Raw genomic sequence first — 24909 nt, 5'->3', positions numbered from 1 at the left:
CCCCCATTGCATCACCGTTGCCAGTTGCGGCCCTGCCCCCGGCCGCCCTCCGGCCTGCGGTCACGATCCCCACGCCCATTGGAGTGCCAGCGATCGTTCTGGTAACGCTGGCTGCCATCGCGATAGTCGTGACGATCGCGGTCGCGCCCATAGTCATAGCGCTGGCGATTGCCATAGTCATACCGCGGCTTACCGTGCCACTGGCTCATCCCTGGCTGGGGGTGTGGCCTGTATTGCGGCACCGGCGCCGGGCGGTAGTAGCGCGGTGCTGGCTGGTAGTAGTAGCGCGGTTGCGGCGCTACATAGTAGCGGTCGTGGCGGTAATACCCCGGCGACACGTAGCGGTCGCTGGTGTAGTAATCGGAACGGTAGTAGCCCCCGCCACCGTAGTAAGGGGCGCAGGCGGACGTCATCAGACCCAGCAGGGCGATCAACAGAATTCGATAGGACATGGCGGCCTCCTGGACCGCTGGAGTGCCCGCACAGCGGCGCTGACGAGCATCGATGCGTAAGGCGTTCATCGATACTGAATAAGACCGCCACACCCGGGTGCAGTGCCATTTTTGCAATAAATTGAAACAGCTCGGATAACCCTGAAAAACTTGCAGTCATTTGCCGGCCATCTCACTAGAATGAGCGCCTTGGCACACATCACGGGAAGATCATGCCTGTACGTTCCGCTCTGTTTTCGCAGCGCTCGCTGATCATTACCCTGCTGATGTTGCTGGCCAGCGGCTTCCTTGCCACCTCACTGCTCAGCTACTTCGCCTCGCGCAGCGCCATCCGCGATGGCATCGTCAATACCGAACTGCCACTGACCGCCGACACGGTCTATTCGGAAATCCAGAAAGACCTGATCCGCCCCGTGCTGATCGCCTCGATGATGGCCCAGGACACCTTCCTGCGGGACTGGGTGCTGTCCGGTGAGCAGGACACCCAGCGCATCACCCGCTACCTGGGCGAGATCATGGGCAAGCAGGACACCTTCACCTCGTTTTTCGTTTCTGAGCGCAGCCTCACCTACTACCAGGCCAAGGGTGTGCTCAAGCAGATCAAGCCAGGCAACTGGCGCGATGCCTGGTACTTCCGCCTGCGCGACCTCAAGGCACCCTACGAGATCAACGTCGACCTGGACATGGCCAACCAGGACAGCCTGACGGTATTCATCAACTACCAGGTGCTGGATTACCAACAGCGCTTTATCGGCGCCGCCGGCGTAGGCCTGAGCGTGTCGTCGGTGGTCAAGCTGATCGACCAGTACCAGCGGCGCTACCAGCGCTCGGTGCTGTTCACCGACGCCAAGGGCAAGGTCCTGCTGACCGGCTCCGACGGTGGCCCGCATGGCCTGCGGGTCGGCCAGCCGCTAAGCGACAACCCCGAACTGAGCGACCTGCTGGCCCAGCAACCGATACCCGGTGAAGGCAGCCACGAATACCGCGACAGCGACAACCACAGCCACTTCCTGAATGTGCGCCACCTTCCCGAGCTGGACTGGTACCTGCTGGTGGACAAGCGCGAGACCGGAGCTCTGGACCGCATCCGCCACTCGCTGTACCTGAACCTGGCGATCTGCGCGATGATCACCCTGGTGGTGCTGGCGCTGGTGCATGCCATGGTCAAGCGCCACCAGGCCAGCACCGAGGCGCTGGCCACCCTCGACAGCCTTACCGGCCTGCCCAACCGGCGCAGCTTCGACCTGCTGGCCGCCCAGGCCTTGCATGAAGCCCAGCGTGACAGCGGCCCACTGGTGGCACTGTTGATCGACCTTGACCACTTCAAGGCCCTCAACGACACCCACGGCCACCTGGCAGGCGACGAAGTGCTGCGCCAGTTCGCCAATGTGCTGCAGGGCAGCCTGCGCCAGTCGGATATACTGTGCCGGTGGGGCGGTGAGGAGTTCATCGTGCTGCTGCGTGAAGCACAAGGCCGGCAAGCCATCGAAGTGGCGGAGAAAATCCGTCGCCGCACCGAGCAACTGACCTTCAGCTATGACGACCAACCCTTGCGCCTGACCACCAGCATCGGCCTTAGCAGCCTGCAGCCGGGTGATACCTTGCATGCCCTGCTGACCCGCGCCGACCGTGCGCTCTATCGTGCCAAGCAGGCCGGCCGCAACCGCGTCTGCAGTGAAGCCCCCGGACCCAGCCATGAATGACAGCCAGCACTGCCCCGCCTGCGGCGCCCTCAACCAGTGCAGCCTCGCCGACCCCCGCAGCGCCACCCAGGCCTGTTGGTGCTACAGCGTGACCATCGACCCCGCCGTGCTCCAGGCCCTGCCCGCCGAATTACGGGACAAGGCCTGCCTGTGCCCACGCTGTGCAGCAGTCGAAACGCAACTGCAGGCAGCAGCGCCCGGCACAAAGCGCTAGACTGCGCGCCCGCTTCTTCTGCCCTGTTCGCCATGCGCCTTGACCGTTTCCTTGCCAACCTGCCCTGTTACAACCGCCAGCAAGTTCGCCTGCTGCTGGTGCAGCGCCGTGTGCGGGTCGATGGCATCGTCGCGGCCGACCCGTTGACCCCGGTGCGTGAGTTCAGCCGCGTCGAAGTGGATGAGCAACTGCTGCAGGCCGGGCGGCCGGCGCGCTACCTGATGCTCAACAAGCCAGCCGGGTACGTCAGTGCCACGCTCGACCCGCAGCACCGCACGGTGCTTGAGCTACTGCCCGCCGAGATGCGCGACGACCTGCACATTGCCGGGCGCCTGGACTTCAACACCACCGGCCTGCTGATCCTGACCAACGACGGCCAATGGTCACGGCGCCTGACCCAGCCAACCACCAAGCTGCCCAAGCATTACCTGGTCGAGACCGAGGACGACATTGGCCCGCACTATGCCGCCACGTTCCAGCAAGGCCTGTACTTTGCATTCGAAGACCTCACCACCCTGCCCGCCCAGCTCGACATCCTCGGCCCGCGCCGGGCCCGGCTGGCGATCGTCGAGGGGCGGTACCATCAGGTCAAACGCATGTTCGGCCATTTCGACAACAAGGTGGTGGGGTTGCACCGTGAGAGCATGGGCGCGATTCGCCTGGACCCAGGGTTGGCGCCAGGCGCCTACAGGGCGTTGACCGACGAGGAAGTTGCCGGCGTCTAGGCCTCTGCCTGGTCCAATACGACCGCCCAGCGGTTCAGGTCACATTTTTACCCGAACGGCACTTGCAGGATTCCCAGGCCACTGCTTGAATCCAAATCGTCAGTCTGCATGTGACTCGTGAGTCACGCCCGCAGCCGAAGACACTTTTTGCCGGCCACCCAAGGCCTAGATGCCTTGGGGCACGGCAAATTGCCCGCCAAAAACAATACCGTCGACACGTGTGCCAAGGATCGACACTGGGCCCCCCGTTACTCTTCAAGGCAAATGCCTACCTGTCATAAAGAACGTGCACCCTAGGTGACGCGAATACCCTTTTTGCGCCAGGAGTCGATGACATGAGGCCAGAAATCGCTGTACTTGATATCCAAGGTCAGTATCGGGTTTACACGGAGTTCCATCGCGCGGATGCAGCCGAGAAGACGATCATTTTGATCAACGGCTCGCTGGCCACTACGGCCTCGTTCGCCCAGACGGTGCGTAACCTGCACCCGCAATTCAACGTCGTGCTGTTCGACCAGCCGTACGCCGGCAAGTCCAAGCCGCACAACCGCCAGGAGCGGCTGATTACCAAGGAGGCCGAGGCGCATATCCTTCTTGAGCTGATCGAGCACTTCCAGGCCGACCACGTGATGTCGTTCTCGTGGGGCGGTGCAAGCACGCTGCTGGCGCTGGCGCACCAGCCGCGGCGGGTGAAGAAGGCGGTGGTGAGTTCGTTCTCGCCGGTGATCAATGAACCGATGCGCGACTACCTGGACCGTGGCTGCCAGTACTTGGCCGCCTGTGATCGCTACCAGGTCGGCAACCTGGTCAACGACACCATCGGCAAGCACCTGCCGTCACTGTTCAAGCGCTTCAACTACCGCCACGTCAGCAGCCTGGACAGCCACGAGTACGCGCAGATGCACTTTCACATCAACGAGGTGCTGCAACACGACCTGGAACGGGCATTGAGTGGGGCGCGCAACATCGACATCCCGGTGCTGTTCATCAACGGCGAACGTGACGAATACACCACGGCCGAAGATGCCCGCGAGTTTGGCCGCCATGTAGGCAAGAGCCACTTCAGTGTCATCCGCGATGCCGGGCACTTCCTCGACATGGAGACCAAGGCAGCCTGCGAAGACACCCGCAGCGTACTGCTCGGTTTCCTCAAGCCGACCGAGCGTGAGCCACGTCAACGCTACCAGCACGTACAGGGGCAGCATGCACTGGCCATCTGAGCGCATCGGCGTCCTGTAGTGATTACCCGCAGGCTATGGGCCGCCGACAAGCTTTTTTATAACTTGGGCTTCTAATTCGTGAAGGGTTCTGGTAAAAAGTCGAACGCAGACGCGGGTATAGTTTAGTGGCAAAACGAAAGCTTCCCAAGCTTTAGTTGAGGGTTCGATTCCCTCTACCCGCTCCACCACGCATTCCCGCATGACGTTCCAGCAACGTCATCGCTGTTTAAAGGAGCCTTGGCTCCTTTTTTCGTTTCTGGTCCCCGCCTTTCCATCTCCAAGCCCTTTCCTTGACCTGGCCCATGGCCACTTTGTTGCCGATCCGCTTGAATGCGCGACCGACGAATCCGCTTGCAAGCGAAACGGCTTGAAGCGCATATGCTTCAGGGATTCGTGAAACATTCAGAAAGGACCCCGCATGTTTCTGTCCCGCTGGCTACCTGGCCTCGCCAACCTGCTGCACTACCGCCGCGCGTGGTTCCACGCTGACCTGCAGGCCGGGTTGTCGGTTGCCGCCATCCAGATCCCCATCGCCATCGCCTACGCCCAGATCGTCGGCCTGCCACCGCAATATGGCCTGTATGCGTGCGTACTGCCCATGATGGTGTACGCCCTGATCGGTAGTTCGCGCCAGCTGATGGTCGGCCCGGACGCCGCCACTTGCGCAATGATCGCCGGCGCCGTGGCGCCCCTGGCACTGGGCGACCCACAGCGCATCGCCGAACTGTCGGTGATCGTCACCGTGCTGGTTGGCGTGATGCTGATCGCGGCGGGGCTGGCCCGAGCGGGCTTCATCGCCAGTTTCTTCTCGCGGCCGATCCTGATCGGCTACCTCAACGGCATCGGCCTGAGCCTGATCGCCGGGCAGTTGTCCAAGGTGGTGGGGTTCAAGATCGAGGGCGATGGGTTCATCCTCAGCCTGGTCAACTTCCTGCAGCGCCTGGGCGAGATTCACCTGCCTACCCTGGCCATCGGCCTGTGCGCGCTGGCCCTGCTGATCTGGTTGCCAACGCGCTACCCACGGCTGCCTGCGGCGCTGGTGGCCGTGGCACTGTTCACCGTACTGGTCGGCCTGTTCGGCCTGGACCGCTTGGGTGTCGCCATCCTCGGCCCGGTACCGGCCGGCATGCCGCAACTGGCCTGGCCGCAAAGCAACCTGGCAGAAATGAAGAGCCTGTTGCGCGATGCCTTGGGTATCGCCACCGTCAGTTTCTGCAGCGCGATGCTCACCGCCCGCAGCTTTGCTGCACGCCATGGCTATGCCATCAATGCCAACCATGAGTTCGTGGCGCTGGGCGTAAGCAACCTGGCTGCAGGGATGTCCCAAGGGTTTGCCATCAGTGGCGCCGATTCACGCACCGCAGTCAACGACATGGTCGGCGGCAAGAGCCAACTGGTGGGGATCATCGCCGCGCTGGTGATCGCCCTGATTTTGCTGTTTTTCACCGCCCCCATGGCCTGGATCCCCCAGGCGGCGCTGGGCGCCGTGCTGTTGATGGCAGGCTGGGGGCTGATCGACATCAAGTCGCTGAAGACCATAAGGCGCCTGAGCCGCTTCGAGTTCTGGCTGTGCCTGCTGACCACGGTTGGCGTACTGGGCCTGGGCGTGCTGCCGGGTATCGTATTTGCCGTGACCCTGGCGATCCTGCGCTTGCTGTACAGCATCTACCAACCCACCGACGCGGTGCTGGGCTGGCTGCCAGGCACCGAGGGCCAGGTCGACATCCGCAAGTTCAAGGACGCCCGCACCGTGCCGGGCCTGGTGGTGTACCGCTTCGACGACGCGATCCTGTTCTTCAACGCCGACTACTTCAAGATGCGCCTGCTGGAAGCCGTGCAGAGCCAGGCCCAGCCCAAGGCCGTGCTGTTCGATGCCGAAGCGGTGACCAGCATCGACGTCAGCGGCATCGCCGCACTGCGCGAGGTGCGCGACACCCTGGCCGCCCAAGGCATCTTCTTCGCCATCGCCCGCGCCCGTGGCACCTTCCTGCGCATGCTGGTGCGCTCAGGGATGGCCCGGGAGATGGAGGACAAACTGCTGTTCGGCTCGGTACGGGCCGGGATCCGCGCTTACCGGATATGGCGCAACAGGAGCCGTGCGCCAGCGGCTGAATAAAGGAAGGAGGTCATTGAACGCCGCGGCGTTAATATGAATCAATATCATTATCATGCAAACCTTCTGGCCATCGCCAGCCTCAATCACCAGGGGCTTGCCTGGCATGTTAAAGTCGCCCCCGTTTCCCGCGCCGCCCAACGGACCCCGCATGCCCGCACCTGACACTCTCCTCGCCACCTGGCCAGCACTCGACCAACGCCACCCTTGCGACGCCCTGCTGCTGGGCAACGGCGCCAGCCGCGCACTGTGGAAGCCGTTTGGCTATTTCTCGCTGTTCGAGGAAGCGCAACGTGCGGGCCGTAAGAAGGGTTTGGCGATCAGTGACCAGGCCCTGTTCAAGTCGCTTGCCACAGAACTGTTCGAGCCGGTGCTCAGCGCGCTGAACACCACCGTACGGGCCAATGCCGCCCTGGCCATCAACTCCACCGCGCCGCTGAACCGCTATTACTCGATCAAGGAAGCGCTGATCCATGCTGTGCGCACGCTGCACCTGCCCTGGCCGCTGATGCCGGCCACCACGCTGGCCACGCTGAACCAGGCCCTGCGCGGCTATCGCAACATCTACACCAGCAACTACGACCTGATCCTGCCATGGGCCGTGCAGCACGCCCCGCAAGGTTTTGCCGAGCTGTTCGATGAGCAGGGTTTTTTCGACGTACGCCGCACCCGCAGCGAAGGCACCCGCGTACTGCACCTGCATGGCGGCCTGCACCTGCTGAAGCTGCCGGATGGCACTACCCGCCAGCGCAGCGCCGAAAGCGCCGAACTGCTCGATGGCTTTGCCGTGAACATTCCGGGTGAAGTGCCGTTGTTCGTCAACGAAGACCGCAGCGACGAGAAGCTTCGCGCTATTCGTCACTCGGACTACCTGAACTGGTGCCTGGGGCAACTCGCGCAGGAAAGCCAGGGGCTGTGCCTGTTCGGGCAGCATCTGGACAGCAGTGACCAGCACTTGGTCGAGGCTGTTCGCCAAGCTCGCCCCCGCCATTTGTCGATTGCCATCCGGCCGTTGGGGGAGGCTTCGGTGATCAATCAGCAGCAGCACTACATTGATCGGTTCGGGGATCTGCCGGCGACTGCGCTGCACTTTTTCGATGCGAGCACGCATCCGTTGGGGTTGGCGGAACTGGCGATCGAGGTGCCGACTGCTCGCCGTTGAGGCGGGTGTTTGTTCGCCATCACATTTTTAGCGCCTTTGAGACCGAGCGCCGCCCGCGCGGCGCATCGCGACGCAAGGCCGCTCCTACATTTGTTTCGGGCCAGTGAGGCCAGTGGCATTTGCGCGCGACCGCCTTGTTTGTACGACGCGATATTGAGGCGGGCACCAAGGGGCCGCGCGCCAATCCCTCAGGCATAATTGGCCCGAAACAGATGTAGGAGCGGCCTTGCGTCGCGATGCGCCGCGCGGGCGGCGCTCGATCTTATAGGCGCTGAACCTCCCAAGGCATGCCCGGCGGCGCTCGATCTCATAGGCGCTAAACCTCCCAAGGCATGCCCGGCGGCGCTCGATCTCACAGGCACTGCATCAATCAAGGCATGCGCACAAAACCCCACCCCTCAACCCGCAATCAACCCATCCCCGCGCAACAGTGTCTCCAGGCAATGCTCCTGCACCCCATAAAACGCCTTGAGCTGCGCAATCTTCTCCAGCAGCGCCCCGTTATCCACCGCCTGCCTGCGCTTGACCGCCAGAATCATCTTGTTCTTGTTGGTGTGCTCCAGCGAGATGAACTCGAACACCTTGGTCTCATAACCACAGGCTTCCAGGTACAGCGCGCGCAGGCTGTCGGTGAGCATCTCGGCCTGCTGCCCCAGGTGCAGGCCGTACTGCAGCATCGGCTGCAGCAACCCCGGGCTGTGCAACTGCGGGCGGATCTGTTTGTGACAGCACGGCGAACACATGATGATCGCGGCGTTGCAACGGATGCCGGTGTGGATGGCGTAGTCGGTGGCGATGTCGCAGGCGTGCAAGGCGATCATCACCTCGATCGCTTCGGGCACCACACTGCGCACATCACCGCACTGGAACTCAAGGCCAGGGTGCTCAAGCCGTGCAGCGGCGGCGTTGCACAGGTCGACCATTTCCTGGCGCAGCTCGACACCCGTCACCTGGGCTTCGCGGCCCAGGGTATTGCGCAGGTAGTCGTGCATGGCAAAGGTCAGGTAGCCCTTGCCCGAGCCGAAGTCGGCCACCCGCAGGGCCTGTTCGGCTGGCACCGGCGCGCTGGCCAAGGCGTGCTCGAACACCTCGATGAACTTGTTGATCTGCTTCCACTTGCGCGACATCGACGGGATCAACGCCCCTTGTGCATCGGTCACACCCAGGTCACGCAGGAAGGGCCGCGACAATTCCAGGTAGCGCTTCTTCTCGCGGTCATGGGCACTGCTCGCAGCCGCTTCACGCGGGGCCTGGGCGCCGTGGCGCTGGAGCATGGGCTTGCCCTTCTTGCTGAACGTCAACTGCACTTCGCCGTCGGCATCGAACAGGTGGGCGTTGCGAAAACTCTCAGGCAGCAATTCAGCCACCAGCACTTCGGCCTGCTCCAGCGGCAGGTTGCGGGTGATGTCCCGGGTCTGGTGGCGATACACCAGCGACAGGCAGGGCTGGCCCTTGACCTGCAACGGTTTGGCGATGATCCGCTGCAAGGTCGAGTCGGCACCGACGTGGCGCGCCAGCACCAGTTTGACCAAGGTATTACCGTGCAGGGCGGTGCTCAACAGCGCGAGGAACTGGGCACGCGCATCGGGCGCGGTTGAAGCAGAAGAACTGGCGGACATGAAAAACGGTGCCTCGGGTAGCAGGGGGCGCGTTGCGCAATGCCCCGTATTCTACAGGTGTGGCGGCGAGCTTGCCGCCCCCTCACTCGCCAGCCGCGTTCAGTCCAGAATGACCAGGCGATTAGGCAGCTCGTTGCGCGTATGGGTGGGGGGTACATGCTGGCTGAGTGCCTCGCCACAGGCCTCGATGCATTCGACAAAACCCTGCACAGTCCGGCCCTGGCGGACCTGTTCGGTAAAACGGCCGACGATGGCCGCGCGGGCGCTGGCATCGAGGTAACGCTCGACCCCTTGGTCGACCAGGATCTCCACATGCCGCTCCGCCTCGCTGACGAAAATCAGCACCCCCGTGGCAGCCGTGGTGCGCTGCAGGTTCTGCTCGCGAAACTGCTGACGGGCCAGGCTCGACGCACGCCAGCGGCGCAAGGCACGGGGGATCAACCAGCCCGCCAGGCGCGGGTTGCGCAACAGCAGGCACAAACCGATGAACACCAGCACATTGGCCACTAGCAGGCCACGCATACCGGGCCAGCCAAGCACTAACTGCAGCAGGCCAGGCACGACCAGGGCCAGCACGGCAGCCCAGAACAGCGGCAGGTAGGCGTAATCGTCGGCACGCCTGGCCAGCACCGTGACCAGTTCGGCATCGGTGCGCCGTTCGGCGCGGGCAATGGCTTCGGCGATCTGGCGTTGATCGTATTCATTGAAAGGGGTCATGCCAGCGGTCTCTCGATCGTTCTTATTGTTGTTGTCCAGGCACGCAGGGCGCCATCGGCAGCCGATATATTCAGGCATAATCCGCCGCTGGCAGCATTGCCCCCGAACTGTACAACAATAGTCGCCTGATAACTTCGGCCGCGCGCGTATCACTGTGGATACGGTAGAGGCCCCACAACGGAATCCATGATGAAACTGTCTTTGCTGGGCCTGGCCATGGGCCTTGCCAGTCAGGCGGCCCTCGCCGCCCAAACCGCCCCGCCCCTGCAAGACAAGCAGGCGTTCATCAATCACCTGATCAGCCAGATGACCGAGTCCGAGAAGATCGGCCAGTTGCGCCTGATCAGCATCGGCCCGGAGATGCCGCACGAGAAGATCCGCGAAGAAATCGCCGCAGGGCGTATCGGCGGTACCTTCAACTCGCGCACCGCGCCCGAGAACCGGCCGATGCAGGACGCGGCCATGCGCAGCCGTCTGAAGATTCCGATGTTCTTCGCCTACGACACCGTGCACGGCGAACGCACCATTTTCCCGATCGGCCTGGGCATGGCCGCCACCTGGGACATGGACGCCATTGCCAAGGTCGGCCGCACCGCAGCCATCGAAGCCGCGGCCGACGCCCTGGACATGACCTTCGCCCCGATGGTCGATATCGCCCGCGACCCGCGCTGGGGCCGCACCAGTGAAGGTTTCGGTGAAGACACCTACCTGACCTCCAGAATCGGCCAGGTGATGGTCCGCTCGTTCCAGGGCAGCAGCCCGGCCAACCCCGACAGCATCATGGCCATCGTCAAGCACTTCGCCCTGTACGGCGCGGTGGAAGGCGGCCGCGACTACAACACGGTGGATATGAGCCTGCCGAAGATGTACAACGACTACCTGCCGCCCTACCGCGCCGCGCTCGACGCAGGTGCTGGCGGAGTGATGGTGGCGCTCAACTCGATCAATGGCGTGCCAGCCACCTCCAATACCTGGTTGATGAACGACCTGCTGCGCAAGGAGTGGGGCTTCAAGGGCGTGACCATCAGCGACCACGGCGCCATCCAGGAGCTGATTCGCCACGGCGTCGCCCGCGACGGCCGAGAAGCCGCGAAGCTTGCGATCAAGGCCGGCATCGACATGAGCATGAACGACACCCTGTACGGCGAAGAGCTGCCAGGGCTGCTGAAGGCCGGCGAAGTGACCCAGGGCGAGCTGGACCAGGCGGTGCGCGAAGTGCTGGGCGCCAAGTACGACATGGGCCTGTTCAAAGACCCGTACGTGCGAATCGGCAAGGCCGAAACCGACCTCAAGGACTACTACGGCAACGACCGCCTGCACCGCGACGCCGCGCGTGACGTGGCCCGCCGCAGCCTGGTCCTGCTGGAAAACCGCAACCAGACCCTGCCCCTGAAGAAGGCCGGCACCATCGCCCTGGTCGGCCCGCTGGCCGATGCACCGATCGACATGATGGGCAGCTGGGCCGCCGACGGCAAACCGGTGCATTCGGTGACCGTGCGCGAAGGCCTGCGCCGCGCCGTGGATGGCAAGGCCAAGCTGGTCTACGCCAAAGGCTCCAACATCACCGGCGACAAGGCGATCTTCGACTACCTGAACTTCCTCAACTTCGATGCCCCGGAAATCGTCGATGACCTGCGCCCAGCCGCCGTGCTGATCGATGAAGCGGTCAAGGCCGCCCAGCAGGCCGACGTAGTAGTGGCAGTGGTCGGCGAGTCGCGCGGCATGTCCCACGAGTCGTCGAGCCGCACCACCCTGGAGATCCCGGCCAGCCAGCGCGAGCTGATCAAGGCCCTGAAAGCCACCGGCAAACCGCTGGTACTGGTGCTGATGAATGGCCGGCCGCTGTCGATCGCCTGGGAGCGTGAGCAGGCCGACGCCCTGCTCGAAACCTGGTTCAGCGGCACCGAGGGCGGCAATGCCATCGCCGACGTGCTGTTCGGCGATTACAACCCGTCCGGCAAACTGGCCATCACCTTCCCGCGTTCGGTCGGGCAGATTCCGATGTACTACAACCACACACGCATTGGCCGGCCGTTCACCCCCGGCAAGCCTGGCAACTACACCTCGCAGTACTTCGAAGAGCCCAACGGCCCGTTGTATCCGTTTGGTTATGGTTTGAGCTACAGCAGCTTCGAACTGTCGGGCCTGACCCTGTCGGCCAAGGACCTCAAGCGTGGCGATACGCTGGAGGCCAAGGTCACGGTGAAGAACACCGGCCAACGCGACGGCGAAACCGTGGTGCAGCTGTATCTGCAGGACGTTTCGGCGTCCATGAGCCGCCCGGTCAAGGAGCTGAAGAACTTCCAGAAACTGCCGCTCAAGGCCGGCGAGTCACGGACATTGACCTTCCGCATCAGCGAAGAAGACCTGAAGTTCTACAATAGCCAACTGCAGCGGGTTGCCGAACCTGGCGAGTTCAACGTTCAGGTAGGGTTGGATTCCGAGTCGGTGCAACAGCAACGTTTCGAGTTGCTGTGACACGCCTGTGAACAGTACCGGCCCTTCGCGGGTTTACCCGCGAACAGGCCGGCCCTGCTATCCCTTTCATGCGGATCTGCCCCATGGCTTTTTCCTTTCGCGCCCTGCGTCTGGGGCTGATCATCCTGTTCATCCTGCTCGGCACCGCCCTCAGCGCGGGCTGGGCCATGCACCAGGCCAAGCGCCAGGCCATGGAGGACGACGCCCAGCGCGCCAGCCAGCAGCTCGGCCTCTATGCCAACGCACTGCACACCCTGATCGAACGCTACCGCGCCCTGCCTGCGGTGCTGGCGCTCGACCCGGAGCTGATCGAAGCTTTGCGCGGCCCGGTCAGCGAGCCGGTACAGGACGCCCTGAACCGTAAGCTCGAACGCATCAACGGTGCCGCCAACTCGTCCACCCTCGAACTGCTCGACCACACCGGGTTGGCCATCGCGGCCAGCAACTGGCGACTGCCGAGCAGCTACGTCGGCTCCAACTACGGCTTTCGCCCCTACTTCAAGCAGACCCGCAGCCAGGGCAGCGGGCAGTTCTACGCCGTCGGTGTGACCAGCGGCGTGCCGGGCTATTTCCTCGCCAGCGCGGTAACCGACGAGCATGGCCGCTTCCTCGGTGCCATGGTGGTCAAGCTCGAATTCCCCGAGCTGGAACGCGAATGGCGCCAAGGCAGCGACATCCTGCTGGTCAGTGATGCCCGCGGTATCACCTTCATCGCCAACCAGGATGGTTGGCGCTACCGCGAGCTGCAGCCGCTCAGCGGCGCTGACCGTGCCGAACTGGCCGAGACCCGGCAATACGACAAACAGCCTCTGGTGCCTTTGCAGCACCAGGTGCTGACCCAGTTTGCCGACAACAGCCACCTGAGCCGCGTGCATGGCCCGCAGGGGGTCGCCGAATACCTGTGGGAAAGCCTGCCGTTGCACGGTGAGGACTGGACCTTGCACCTGCTGCGCAAACCGCAGGTCGCGGCCGACGGCCGCAATGCCGCCCTGGGGGCCGCCGCCGTGTGGCTGAGCCTGGTCTTCGCGGCGCTGTTCGTCAGCCAGCGGCTGCGCCTGGCACGCTTGCGCCAGCGCAGCCGCGAAGCCCTCAAACGCCAGGTCGAGGAGCGCACCCGTGAGCTGCGCACCGCACAGGAAGGCCTGGTGCAATCGGCCAAGCTGGCTGCACTGGGGCAGATGTCAGCCGCCATGGCCCACGAGATCAATCAGCCCCTGACCACCCAACGCATGCAACTGGAGACCCTGCGCCTGCTGCTCGACCATGGCCGCTACGACGAGGCCCGCCAAGCCCTGGAGCCGCTGGAGCAGATGCTCACGCGCATGGCCGCGCTCACCAGCCACCTGAAAACCTTTGCCCGCAACAGCCCGGTCGGGCTGCGCGAGCGGCTGGACCTGGCCTCTGTAGTCGACCAGGCACTGCACCTGCTGGACACGCGCATCCGCACCGAAGGCGTCGAGGTGGCGCTGTACCTGGCGCGCCCCGCCTGGGTCCGCGGTGATGCGATCCGCCTGGAGCAAGTGCTGATCAACCTGCTGCGCAATGCCCTCGACGCCATGGCCGACAAACGCTACAAGCGCCTGGAGGTCCGCATCGAGCGGGATAACGACCAGTGGCGCCTGAGCGTGCTCGATTCTGGGGGCGGTATTGGTGATGAGCACTTGGCCAAGGTCTTCGACCCGTTTTTCACCACCAAGCCGGTGGGTGAAGGGCTAGGCCTGGGCCTGGCCATTTCCTATGGCATCGTGCATGAGGCGGGCGGCCAGTTGCAGGCCGACAACCTGCCTGGCGGCGCACGCCTGAGCCTTACCCTGCCCCGCGACCTGGAGCCTGTATGTTGAATTCAGTGATCGTTGTCGACGATGAAGCCAGTATCCGTACCGCCGTCGAGCAATGGCTGAGCCTGTCCGGCTTCAGCGTGCAACTGTTCGCCCACGCCGAAGCGTGCCTGGCGCAACTGCCAGAGCACTTTGCCGGGGTGATCATCAGCGATGTGCGCATGCCGGGCATCGATGGCCTGCAGTTGCTCGAACGCCTGCAAACGGCTGACCCCGACCTGCCGGTGATCCTGCTGACCGGCCACGGTGACGTACCGATGGCGGTGGAGGCCATGCGCAACGGTGCCTACGACTTCCTCGAAAAGCCCTTCACCCCGCAACACCTGCTGGGCAGCCTGCGCCGAGCCCTGGAAAAGCGCCAGCTGGTGCTGGAAAACCGCCGGCTGCACGAACAGGCAGACTTCAAGTCGCGCCTCGAAGGCACCCTGCTGGGCATGTCCCAAGGCCTGCAGCAACTGCGCCGGCAGGTACTGGACCTGGCCGGCTTGCCGGTCAATGTGCTGATCCGCGGCGAAACGGGCAGTGGCAAGGAGCGCGTGGCCCGCTGCCTGCACGATTTCGGCCCGCGGGCGGCTAAGCCCTTCGTTGCCCTCAACTGCGCGGCAATCCCCGAATCGCTGTTCGAGGCCGAGCTGTTCGGCCATGAGAGCGGTGCCTTCACTGGCGCCCAGGGCAAACGGATCGGCAAGTTGGAATATGCCAATGGTGGCACGGTGTTCCTCGATGAGATCGAGAGCATGCCCCTGGCCCAGCAGGCAAAACTGTTGCGCGTGATCCAGGAACAAAAGCTCGAACGCCTGGGCGCCAACCAGAGCATCAGCGTCGACTTGCGCATCATCGCCGCGACCAAACCCGACCTGCTGGAAGAAGCCCGTGCCGGGCGCTTTCGTGAAGACCTCGCCTACCGCCTGAACGTCGCCGAGCTGCGGCTGGCGCCGTTGCGTGAACGGCGTGAAGATATCCCGTTGCTGTTCGAGCACTTTGCCCGTGCTGCCGCTGAGAAGCTGGGCCGAACGGCGCCGGTGCTCAGCGCCAGCCAGCTGGCGCAGCTGCTGTGCCATGACTGGCCGGGCAATGTGCGCGAGTTGGCCAACGCGGCAGAGCGGCACGCGCTGGGGCTGGGTTCGCCGAACAGTGAAGTGGTGCCGGCCGGGCAGTCGCTGGGCGAGCAGATGGAAGCGTTCGAAGCGCAGTGTTTGCGGGCGGCGTTGCGCCAGAGCAAGGGCGAGATCAAGGGGGTGATGGAGGCTTTGCAACTGCCGCGGAGGACGTTGAACGAGAAGATGCAGCGGCATGGGCTGGTGCGTGAGGATTATATCGAGCGGTAGGCGGTTTTCCGCTTATCTGATATGCGGGGTAAGCGGATATTTGCTTATGGCGGCTCGTTTGGGGCTGCGCTGCAGCCCTTAGCGACGCAAGGCCGCTCCTGCACGGGCGCCTTGCCAGGCCTTGGTAGGCGGGCTGGGTGCCATGCGTGCCCGCAAATGAATCACTTCGCACCCGTTTGGCACACCTTCTGCAATCACCGTGGCAAGCAGCGCTCCGGCGCGCTCCACAAAAACAACGAGAAGGTATCCCTGATGGATAACGCCACCTCCCTGCCCACCGGGGCGGCCATTGCGCCGACCGCAGAAAAAACCACCGCCAGCCGCCTGAAGTCGATCTTCAGCGGGTCCATCGGCAACATGGTCGAATGGTACGACTGGTACGTCTACGCCGCATTCTCGCTGTACTTCGCCAAAGCGTTCTTCCCTGCCGGCGACACCACTGCACAACTGCTCAACACCGCCGCGATCTTCGCCGTGGGCTTCCTCATGCGCCCGATCGGTGGCTGGCTGATGGGCCTGTACGCCGACCGCAAAGGCCGCAAGGCCGCACTGATGGCCTCGGTGCTGCTGATGTGCGCAGGCTCCCTGGTCATTGCCCTGACCCCTGGCTATGAAACCATCGGCGTCGCCGCCCCGATCCTGCTGGTGCTTGCGCGCTTGCTGCAGGGCCTGTCGGTGGGCGGTGAGTACGGCACCTCGGCCACCTACCTCAGCGAGATGGCCAGCAAGGAACGCCGTGGCTTCTTCTCCAGCTTCCAGTACGTGACCCTGATCTCTGGCCAGCTCATCGCCCTGGCGGTGCTGATCATCCTGCAGCAGACGCTGACTACCGAGCAGCTGTATGCCTGGGGCTGGCGTGTGCCCTTCGTGATCGGCGCGCTGTGCGCGGTGGTTGCGCTGTACCTGCGTCGCGGCATGGAAGAGACCACCTCCTTCACCAAGAAGGAGAAGGCCAAGGAAAGCCTGATGCGCACCCTGATGCGTCATCCCAAAGAGCTGATGACCGTGGTCGGCCTGACCATGGGCGGCACCCTGGCCTTCTACACCTACACCACTTACATGCAGAAGTACCTGGTCAACACGGTGGGCATGAGCATCACCGACTCGACCACCATCTCGGCCGCCACGCTGTTCCTGTTCATGTGCCTGCAACCGCTGGTCGGCGGCTTGTCCGACAAGATCGGCCGACGCCCGATCCTGATCGCCTTCGGTGTGCTCGGCACCCTGTTCACCGTGCCGATCCTCAGCACCCTGCACACCGTGCAAAGCTGGTGGGGCGCGTTCTTCCTGATCATGGCTGCGCTGATCATCGTCAGCGGCTACACCTCGATCAACGCAGTGGTCAAAGCCGAGTTGTTCCCAACCGAAATCCGCGCCCTGGGCGTTGGCCTGCCGTACGCCCTGACCGTATCGATCTTCGGTGGCACCGCCGAATACGTGGCCCTGTGGTTCAAGAGCAACGGCATGGAAACCGGCTTCTACTGGTACGTCACCGGCTGCATCGCCTGCTCGCTGCTGGTGTATGCCACCATGAAAGACACCAAGCAGCATTCGCGGATCACCACTGACTGATTCAGGTCCGCGGGTCTTGAACAGGGGCGCTCCTTCATGGGGGCGCCCCTTTTTTGCGGTGGGTCACCGTACGTGAGCCGAATAGCGCTATTATTCGGCTCACATAATGAGCCGAATAGACAGCTCATTCGGCTCAGGGGTGGAGTGAAACGATCATGAACAGCCCAATGTGGATCTGGCAGCAACCCGACTGGCCCCATTTCCAATGGCAAAGCGAGCCAATCGGGGCCTTGCTACGCGGTTGCGTCGACAGGCAAGGACGCTTACTGGGCAAGATCGGCTCCATCGACGCGCTCAGTGAGTGCCAGAACATCCTGGATACCCTCCTGCAGAACATTGTCACTTCGTCGGCGATCGAGGGTGAACAGTTGAACGTGGGTTCCGTGCGCTCCTCGCTCGCACGACGCTTGGGCATCCATGAACAAGGCCCGACCACTGTCCGCAGCGAAGGGCTCGCGCAACTGATGCTGGATGCGACGCAAGGGTACGACCAGCCGCTGACCTTGCAGCGTCTGTTCACCTGGCATCACTGGTTGTTCCCTGCGGTGGAAGAAAGCCTGAGCAAAGCGATACGGGTGGGCCAGCTGCGTGCCGAGGCACCGATGCAGGTGATTTCAGGACGCCTCGACAAGCCCACGGTACATTTCCAGGCACCGCCCTGTGACAGCCTGGAAGGACAGGTCGATGCTTTTCTCGACTGGTTTGCCAGCAGCCGCCAAGCAACCAACCTGGACCCGCTGTTACGTGCAGGCATCGCGCATTTCTGGTTCGTCACGCTGCACCCTTTCGACGATGGCAATGGCCGCCTGACCCGGGCCATCACCGACTTGGCGCTGGCTCAGGCAGAGCGGCAGGCGATTCGTTTCTATGCCATGTCTGCAAGCATCCTCGAAGACCGGAATGGCTATTACCAGATATTGGAGAGCAGTCAGAAAGGCGACCTTGATATCACCCGCTGGCTGACCTGGTTTCTCGAAACCCTGCTACGCAGTCTCGAACAGGCTTTGCTGAATATCGACCGGATACTCAGCAAAGCCAGGTTCTGGCAAACACACCGCGCGGACGGCCTGTTGCCCGAACAGGTCAAGGTACTTAACAGGCTGCTCGACGGAGGCCCACGCGGCTTCGAAGACGGTATCAATGCCGCGCAGTACCAGGCCGTGGCGAAAGTCTCCAAGGCCACCGCAACCCGTCACCTCACCGACCTGCTCGACAAGGCTTGCCTGACCCGCCTGCCAGGTGGAGGGCGCAGCACACGTTATCGCATCAATACTCAGGACATCCCAAGCGCCTGACGGGGTTCACGCCGCTGGTAATAGGTGGCCATAAAGACTGATTTTCGATCTTAACGCCCCATTAATTTCACGCCGTCATTCTGCAAGGGCTGACGAAGCGATGATCCGCGCCCTGACAATACACCTCAGGTCCACTGCCTGATTCACCGTCAGCACGGGCTAACCAATCGATAAAAACGATATTTAGACGCTATTTTTTGCGCTTTTTAATCAATTTTATCAGCGTAGGATTAAACCCATAGAAACAACAACCCCTCGCCACCCTGGAGCAACGACCATGAAAAACAAACTGATCCTCACCCTGGCCCTTTCGGTTTTCGCTGCTGGCGCCTTCGCCGAAGACGGCTTCGATCGTACCAATGCCCATACCTTCGCAGCGGTGCAAACCCAAGCCGCCACTTACGCCGAAGACGGTTTTGACCGCACCGGCGGCCAACGCTTCACCGAAGACGGCTTCGACCGCACCGGCGGCCAACGCTTCGCCGAGGACGGCTACGACCGCACTGGCGCCCAACGCTTCGCTGAAGATGGTTTCGACCGCACCGGCGGCCAACGCTTCGCCGAAGACGGCTTCGACCGCACCAACGCTCACCGCATCAGCTGATCGCTGATGCGCGCACCCAGCCCGGCTTCGGCCGGGCTTGATCATTTTCAGGCGGGCACAGGCTTGGCACACTAGAGGCCTTCGTCCTCAAGAGGTAGGGCAAGCAAGCCCAGCACCGATGTATTACTACGAACCTGCCAAAGGCCACGGCCTGCCCCACGACCCCTTCAACGCCATCGTCGGCCCCCGCCCCATTGGCTGGATCTCGTCCCACGACCGCGAAGGCCGCCTGAACCTGGCGCCCTACAGTTTTTTCAACGCCTTCAACTACATCCCGCCGATCATCGGTTTCTGCAGTGTCGGGCGCAAAGACAGCCTGAACAACATCGAGCAGACCGGCGAGTTTGTCTGGAACCTGGCGACCCGGCCTTTGGCCGAGGCGATGAACCAGAGCTGTGCGGCGGTAGCGGCAGACATCGATGAGTTCGCGTTGAGCGGCCTGACGCCAGCACCGTCGCGTGTGGTGCAGGTGCCCCGCGTAAGCGAAACGCCGGTGGCGTTCGAGTGCAAGGTCAGCCAGATCGTCCAGCTGCAGCGGGCGGACCAGGCGCTGGTGCCCAGCTGGCTGATCCTGGGTGAAGTGGTGGCGGTGCACATTGCCGAGCACCTGCTCAAGGACGGCATCTACGATACCGCTGCCGCCGAGCCGATCCTGCGTGGTGGCGGCCCGGCGGATTACTTCGAACTGGGCAACCTGTTCAAGATGGCCAGGCCGCAGGCGGGCAACTGATCACCAGATCAGCTCGCCCTCATCACTGACGCCCTGCAGGCGTTCGAGTTCGGCGCAGGCGGCCTCGTCGGCCGCCATGGCGCCCTTGAACACCTGGCCGTCCAGTACCTTGTGAAAGCGCGGGGCGCCGCCCAGGCCCAGCGCTTTCACCGCAATGGCCGCGTTGTAGCCACCCCCTTCCACCGGGACCATCGCCGAAACCGCTTCGAACTGCGGGAATTCTCTACGTGCCATGCTGCGCTCCGCGCCATTGATCGAGGGCGGCATTCTAACCTGCACACACCTGCGATCAATCGAAGGTATGCAAATCCAGGCTGCTGACCACCTGAGCCTGCACCAGCTCACCGAACACCTCCAGGGTCGGTGACGCGAAGTAGCCGCTCATCGCCTGCTGGTCGCGCCAGCTGCCGCTGAGCAACCAAAGGTCGGCGTCGGCCTGCGAGCGCTGGACCGTGAAGCTAAGGCAACCCGGTGTACGCAAAGAAGGCTCGAGCAGATCGCGCAGGCGCGCGCCCAGCTCTGCCGAACGTCCGCTGCTGGCACGAATGAAAGCCAAGTGGGTGACCGGTTGTCGTTGGGTCATTGCACGATCTCCTTGAAGCAGGCGGACGAAAAACCAGGCTGCCAAGGTTAGAGGCTGGCGCGCGCGACGCGTTAGGCTATTACTGCACGGCGATTGCCTGATCCTGCAGCACGGCAGGATCAGGCAATCGCCGTGCAGCTTTCGACTAGCGCCCGCCATTGCCCAAACCTATGCTGCGTCAGTCAGTAGAGGAAGCCATCATGACCACCGCCACGCCCATCGAGCCGTCCCTGGAAGTGCAACGCCAGGAGCTGGCCGAGCTGATCCGCCGCCATGCCGGCGAGCCCCAAGGCACGGTGTCGGCCATCGACGACCTGTATCTGGTGCGCTACACGGAAAACATCCGCGCCATGCCTACCTTGGCGTTGCCGGCGTTGTGCATCCTGGCACAGGGCAGCAAAAGCCTGTTCCTCGGTGACGAGCAGTACGCCTATGACCCGCTGCACTACATGGTGGTGTCGGTGACCTTGCCGATCAGCGCAGCCAAACTCGATGCCAGCCCCGAAAACCCCAGCCTGGGCTTGCGACTGGACCTGGACCCGGCCGAAATCAGCCAGCTGATCGCCGAAAGTGGGCCGATGTTGGTGCCCAACCTGCCGTCCGGCCGTGGGCTGTATGTGGAGAGGACCGACGCACAGTTGCTCGACGCGCTGCTGCGGCTGATCCGCCTGCTGGATACGCCCCGAGACATTGCCATGCTGGCGCCGCTGTTCCGCCGAGAAATTCTCTACCGCCTGCTGCGTGGCCCGCAGGGCTATCGGCTGTATGAGATCGCCTTGGCCAACAGCCAGACCCACCGAGTCTGCCAGGCCATTACCTGGCTCAACCAGAACTTCCAGCAGCCGTTGCGCATCGAGGACCTGGCCCGGGAGGTCAACCTCAGCACCTCGACCTTGCACCACCGGTTCAAGGCCGTGACGTCCATGAGCCCACTGCAGTACCAGAAGCAATTGCGCCTGCAAGAGGCACGGCGGTTGATGCTCAATGACGGGCTTGAAGCCGCAGTGGCGGGCTATCGGGTCGGGTATGAAAGCCCGTCGCAGTTCAGCCGCGAATACAGCAGGCTGTACGGCGCGCCGCCGATTCGCGATGTGGCGCGGCTGCGGGCCCCGGCCGGGTAAGTTGTGCACGGCCTGTACCGGCAAAGGGGTCGGTACAGGCCGGCAGCTTTTTACGCGACCACCGCCGCCTGCCACTGATTCTGGTCAACCTGAATCAAGGTCGGCCCCTTGCGCTCCACCGCACGCCCCAACGCCGCCTGCAACTGCGCGACATCAACCACATGCTCCGCTTCGGCGCCCAAGGCCCGTGCTACGCCGATGAAGTCTGGGGTATGGATATCCACGCCGACCGGTTCGATGTCGCGATTGACCATGTACTTCTTGATTTCCTCGTACCCTTGGTTGTTCCACAACAGCACGATCAGCGGTACCTGGGCCTCCACCGCACTGGCCAGCTCCGGCAGGGTGAACTGCAAGCCACCATCGCCGATCAGGCAAACCGACGGCGCACGCTCGGCGATTTGCGCGGCGCTCCCCAGCCAGGCGCCCATCGCCGCTGGCAATGCATAGCCCAGTGTGCCGTAACCGGTCGAGGCATTGAACCAACGGCGCGGCTGGTCCATGTCCAGCGTGAGGTTGCCGGAGTACACCGGCTGGGTCGAATCGCCGACCAGAATGGCGTTGGGCAGGCGCTCTAGGATACTGCTCAGCAGGCGGGTCTGGCTCAGGGTCGGCTGGTCCCAGCCGCTCGCCAGGGCCTGGCGCAGCTGCTGCACGCGCGGCTGCCCCCAGCCACCGTCACGCGCTGGCAGCGGCTGCCCCTGCAAGGCCGCGCACAGCGCCTCGGCGGCCAGTTCGGCATCGGCGACCAACGCCAGCTCGGGCAGGTAGTTGCGCACTGTCTGGTCCGGGTCGATGTCGATCCGCAGCAGACTGCCCGGGATCTCGAAGCCGCCCTTGAAGGTCACGTCATAGTCGGTTTCGGCAAGTTCGGTACCGATGGCCAGCACCACGTCCGCCTCGGCCACCAGCGCCCGCGTGGCCGGCAGCGACTGGGTGGAGCCGATTTGCAACGGGTGATCGGATGCCAGCAACCCCTTGGCATTGATGGTCAATGCTACCGGTGCCTGCAGCAGCTCTGCCAGGCGGGCCAAGGGGGCGCCAGCGCTCAACGCACCACCACCCGCCAGAATCAGCGGGCGCTTGGCCTTGGCCAGGCGCTCGGCCATCAAAGCGACGGCCTGGGGGGCGGCACCTGCGCGGCTGCTGCGCACCGGGCGGCCTGGCAGCAAGTGATCGGCTGGCTCGACCAGCACGTCCAGTGGGATCTCGATATGCACAGGGCGCGGGCGGGCGCCCTCGAACACGGCAAAGGCGCGGGCCAGTACCTGTGGCAGGTCGTTGGCGCTCATCAGGGTCTGCGAGAAGGCTGCCACGCCCGACACCAATGCAGCCTGGTTCGGCAACTCGTGCAGCTTGCCGCGGCCGCCGCCCAGTTGATCGCGCGATTGCACGCTGGAAATCACCAGCATCGGGATCGAGTCGGCATAGGCCTGGCCCATGGCGGTGGTGATGTTGGTCATCCCAGGGCCGGTGATGATGAAGCACACCCCTGGTTTGCCCCGGGTCCGGGCATATCCGTCGGCCATGAACCCGGCGCCTTGCTCGTGGCGCGGGGTGATATGACGAATGGAAGAAGCCGCCAGGCCGCGATAGAGCTCGACGGTATGCACGCCTGGAATGCCGAAGACATGGTCCACACCATAGCCTTCAAGGAGTTTGACCAGTACTTCGCCGCAGGTTGCCATGTATTTTTACCTTGAGTCTTGTTGGAATCTGCCCGTATTGGACCCAAGCCAACGCTATCGCCACAATGCAAAAAAACACATACTAGCCATGTCTCCAAGTCATGGCTTAATGCAATGAAACGGCTACCGCCCCTGCCCGCCCTGTACACCTTCCTGGTCACAGCCCAGCACTGCAACTTCACCCGTGCGGGGCAGCAGTTGCACATCACTCAAGGCGCCGTCAGCCGGCAGATCGGCGCACTGGAAGCGCACCTCGGTTACGCCCTGTTCCAGCGCCAGGCCCGCGGCCTGAGCCTGACGCGTGAAGGCCAGGACTGGTTGCCGCGGGTGCAGCAGGTGTTTGCGCTAGTCGAACAAGGCGTGCGTGAAGTGGGTGGGCATCGCGCCACCTTGCAGCTCAAAGCGCCGACCTGCGTCATGCGTTGGCTGCTGCCACGCCTGATGGAATGGCAGGCGCTGCGCCCCGACGTACCGGTAGAACTGACCACCACGGTGCAGCATGGCGTGGACTTCCGCCGCGAAGGCTTCGATGCGGCGGTGGTGTACGGCAGCCTGCCGAACCATGGCCTGCAGGTTCGCAAATTGTTCGACGAGCAGCTGACACCTGTCTGCGCGCCTTCACTGCTGGAAGGCGCCTTGCCGCTGGCGCAGATCGACGACCTGATGCGCCACATGCTCCTGCACCCCTCGCGTGACGAGCACGACTGGCGGCTATGGCTGCAGGCAGCTGGCGCGACGTTTGCTGCTCAAGGGCCGAAACAGCACTTCGAGACCTTGGACATGGCAATGGCCATGGCATCGCAGGGCACCGGGGTGGCCATTGGCGATTGGTCGCTGATCGGCGATGACCTGCACGGCGGACGGCTGTGCATGCCTTTTGGCTTGAAGGTGACGACTGGCAAAGGCTATTACCTGGTCAGCCAGGCCAAGCACCTGCCCGCCGGCCTGGTCGAGCTGATGGACTGGCTGCAGGCGCGCGCCAACCGCGAGCCCTTGTAATCGATGGACTCGCCCCCGCCGAGGCATCACAGTGCCACGGTGGCGTTCATAGAAGCCAACGGCAGCGAGGGCGAGACCATGAAAAAGCATAGTTCGAAGCACGATCCTCTGTCTTCCACTGATGTGGAGCTTTGCACAACCATCTGCGTAGACCTGGCCAAACAGGTCTTCCAGTTAGCAGGCGAGGATGCTACCGGTCGGGTGATCTACGAAGATCGCATCAAGTCCCGTCAGGCCTTCCATGATTTCCTGCTCAAACTGCCAGCGACAGTGACCGTCTTGATGGAGTGCGGTCCAGGTGCACAAGCCTGGGCCAGGCTGCTGCAGACCCAAGGTAATCCAGTTCGTATCCTGCCTGCGCAGCGAGTGGCTGAACACCGCAGCGGCGCGAAGAACGACCGAAACGACGCCTATGCCATTTTGCGTGCCGGTCGCGATACCAGCATTGCCTCGATACCGATCAAGAGCACCACAGCACTGGCTATTCAAGCACTGCACCGTGTCCGGCGCGGTAACATCAAGCGGCATACGGCACTGGGCAATCAGATGCGTGGCTTGCTGCTTGAGCATGGCGTGTCGATGCCCCAAGGCGATGCCGCGATCAATACGCATGTACCGCGAGCCCTTGAGGATGCCGCCTTGCCCCTGCCTGATTTGTTGCGCGAGTTGCTCGATGAGCTGTTGGCTGACTGGCTCTATCTAGGTGAGCGCATTGCGGTGCTGAGTAAACGGCTCGAAGCGACAGCCC

At 63.2% G+C, this 24909-nt stretch carries 22 protein-coding genes and 1 tRNA gene; 17 read left to right on the top strand and 6 right to left on the bottom strand.

The annotated features are described in order from the left end of the window. Positions 1-11: 11 nt before the first annotated feature. Positions 12-452 carry a hypothetical protein gene (locus HU766_RS11215; protein WP_186656595.1) on the bottom strand — a complete coding sequence of 147 codons (441 nt, stop codon included), beginning with the start codon at positions 450-452 and terminating at the stop codon, positions 12-14. A 212-nt stretch (positions 453-664) separates the two neighbouring features. Between HU766_RS11215 and HU766_RS11210 the strand changes: the two genes are divergently transcribed. The 7 genes from HU766_RS11210 to HU766_RS11180 all read left to right on the top strand — a co-directional run bounded on the left by HU766_RS11210 (position 665) and on the right by HU766_RS11180 (position 7589). Next, positions 665-2155 (top strand): sensor domain-containing diguanylate cyclase, encoded by a 1491-nt coding sequence (locus tag HU766_RS11210; RefSeq protein ID WP_186656593.1) that lies wholly within the window; start codon positions 665-667, stop codon positions 2153-2155. Beyond that, positions 2148-2369 carry a cysteine-rich CWC family protein gene (locus HU766_RS11205; protein WP_033702730.1) on the top strand — a complete coding sequence of 74 codons (222 nt, stop codon included), beginning with the start codon at positions 2148-2150 and terminating at the stop codon, positions 2367-2369. Before HU766_RS11210 ends, HU766_RS11205 begins: the two co-directional genes overlap by 8 nt. Positions 2370-2401: 32 nt before the next feature. Beyond that, positions 2402-3094: a 16S rRNA pseudouridine(516) synthase gene (locus HU766_RS11200; protein ID WP_186656583.1), complete on the top strand. Its 693-nt coding sequence runs from the start codon at positions 2402-2404 to the stop codon at positions 3092-3094. Positions 3095-3429: 335 nt separating this feature from the next. Further along, positions 3430-4314: an alpha/beta hydrolase gene (locus HU766_RS11195; RefSeq protein WP_186656580.1), complete on the top strand. Its 885-nt coding sequence runs from the start codon at positions 3430-3432 to the stop codon at positions 4312-4314. Positions 4315-4425: 111 nt separating this feature from the next. Beyond that, positions 4426-4499 (top strand) — tRNA-Gly (locus HU766_RS11190). Between the two features lie 233 nt (positions 4500-4732). Beyond that, on the top strand, positions 4733-6430 hold the full coding sequence (locus tag HU766_RS11185) for a SulP family inorganic anion transporter (RefSeq protein ID WP_186656577.1): 1698 nt from the start codon (positions 4733-4735) through the stop codon (positions 6428-6430). A gap of 148 nt (positions 6431-6578) precedes the next feature. Next, positions 6579-7589, top strand: a complete 1011-nt coding sequence (locus HU766_RS11180) for a DUF4917 family protein (protein ID WP_186656574.1) — start codon at positions 6579-6581, stop codon at positions 7587-7589. A 398-nt stretch (positions 7590-7987) separates the two neighbouring features. Here HU766_RS11180 and HU766_RS11175 read toward each other — a convergent pair whose 3' ends face one another. After that, the gene (locus HU766_RS11175; RefSeq protein ID WP_033702735.1) at positions 7988-9208 is read right to left on the bottom strand and encodes an SAM-dependent methyltransferase; all 1221 of its coding nucleotides are present in this window, start codon (positions 9206-9208) and stop codon (positions 7988-7990) included. 99 nt (positions 9209-9307) lie between these two features. Beyond that, on the bottom strand, positions 9308-9925 hold the full coding sequence (locus HU766_RS11170; RefSeq protein WP_186656571.1) for a TPM domain-containing protein: 618 nt from the start codon (positions 9923-9925) through the stop codon (positions 9308-9310). 186 nt (positions 9926-10111) lie between these two features. Between HU766_RS11170 and bglX the strand changes: the two genes are divergently transcribed. From bglX to HU766_RS11135, 7 genes are all read left to right on the top strand, one after another. Beyond that, positions 10112-12403, top strand: a complete 2292-nt coding sequence (bglX, locus tag HU766_RS11165) for a beta-glucosidase BglX (RefSeq protein ID WP_186656555.1) — start codon at positions 10112-10114, stop codon at positions 12401-12403. A gap of 83 nt (positions 12404-12486) precedes the next feature. Next, positions 12487-14244 carry an ATP-binding protein gene (locus HU766_RS11160; RefSeq protein WP_186656552.1) on the top strand — a complete coding sequence of 586 codons (1758 nt, stop codon included), beginning with the start codon at positions 12487-12489 and terminating at the stop codon, positions 14242-14244. After that, the gene (locus HU766_RS11155) at positions 14238-15569 is read left to right on the top strand and encodes a sigma-54 dependent transcriptional regulator (RefSeq protein ID WP_047583609.1); all 1332 of its coding nucleotides are present in this window, start codon (positions 14238-14240) and stop codon (positions 15567-15569) included. Before HU766_RS11160 ends, HU766_RS11155 begins: the two co-directional genes overlap by 7 nt. A 270-nt stretch (positions 15570-15839) precedes the next feature. After that, positions 15840-17141, top strand: a complete 1302-nt coding sequence (locus tag HU766_RS11150) for an MFS transporter (protein WP_167334471.1) — start codon at positions 15840-15842, stop codon at positions 17139-17141. Positions 17142-17296: 155 nt separating this feature from the next. Continuing rightward, a complete protein-coding gene (locus HU766_RS11145; RefSeq protein WP_186656550.1) occupies positions 17297-18436 on the top strand; it encodes a Fic family protein in 1140 nt (379 codons plus the stop codon). 277 nt (positions 18437-18713) lie between these two features. After that, complete coding sequence (locus tag HU766_RS11140; RefSeq protein WP_047583608.1) at positions 18714-19040, top strand: hypothetical protein; 327 nt, start codon at positions 18714-18716, stop codon at positions 19038-19040. A 118-nt stretch (positions 19041-19158) separates the two neighbouring features. Next, on the top strand, positions 19159-19770 hold the full coding sequence (locus HU766_RS11135; protein ID WP_186656548.1) for a flavin reductase family protein: 612 nt from the start codon (positions 19159-19161) through the stop codon (positions 19768-19770). Here HU766_RS11135 and HU766_RS11130 read toward each other — a convergent pair whose 3' ends face one another. Continuing rightward, positions 19771-20037 (bottom strand): hypothetical protein, encoded by a 267-nt coding sequence (locus tag HU766_RS11130; protein WP_186656546.1) that lies wholly within the window; start codon positions 20035-20037, stop codon positions 19771-19773. 22 nt (positions 20038-20059) lie between these two features. Then, positions 20060-20353 (bottom strand): antibiotic biosynthesis monooxygenase family protein, encoded by a 294-nt coding sequence (locus tag HU766_RS11125; protein WP_033702743.1) that lies wholly within the window; start codon positions 20351-20353, stop codon positions 20060-20062. Between the two features lie 200 nt (positions 20354-20553). On the opposite strand from HU766_RS11125, the gene HU766_RS11120 reads away from it, so the two are divergent. Next, positions 20554-21474, top strand: coding sequence for an AraC family transcriptional regulator (locus tag HU766_RS11120; protein ID WP_186656543.1), 921 nt, complete (start codon positions 20554-20556; stop codon positions 21472-21474). 50 nt (positions 21475-21524) lie between these two features. Here the strand turns inward: HU766_RS11120 and HU766_RS11115 are convergent, their stop codons facing one another. Then, the gene (locus HU766_RS11115; protein WP_033702745.1) at positions 21525-23162 is read right to left on the bottom strand and encodes a 5-guanidino-2-oxopentanoate decarboxylase; all 1638 of its coding nucleotides are present in this window, start codon (positions 23160-23162) and stop codon (positions 21525-21527) included. Between the two features lie 114 nt (positions 23163-23276). On the opposite strand from HU766_RS11115, the gene HU766_RS11110 reads away from it, so the two are divergent. Both HU766_RS11110 and HU766_RS11105 read left to right on the top strand, forming a co-directional pair. Further along, positions 23277-24161: a LysR substrate-binding domain-containing protein gene (locus HU766_RS11110; protein ID WP_186656539.1), complete on the top strand. Its 885-nt coding sequence runs from the start codon at positions 23277-23279 to the stop codon at positions 24159-24161. A gap of 123 nt (positions 24162-24284) precedes the next feature. Then, positions 24285-24909: IS110 family transposase (locus tag HU766_RS11105; protein ID WP_186656886.1), on the top strand; the 625-nt coding region annotated here is incomplete at its 3' end.

Origin of the sequence: Pseudomonas sp. SWRI77 (assembly GCF_014269105.1) — a bacterium.
Classification (GTDB): Bacteria; Pseudomonadota; Gammaproteobacteria; order Pseudomonadales; family Pseudomonadaceae; genus Aquipseudomonas; species Aquipseudomonas capeferrum.
The sequence above is the reverse complement of the archived record's forward strand: the minus strand, read 5'-3'. Positions and strand labels throughout refer to the sequence as shown.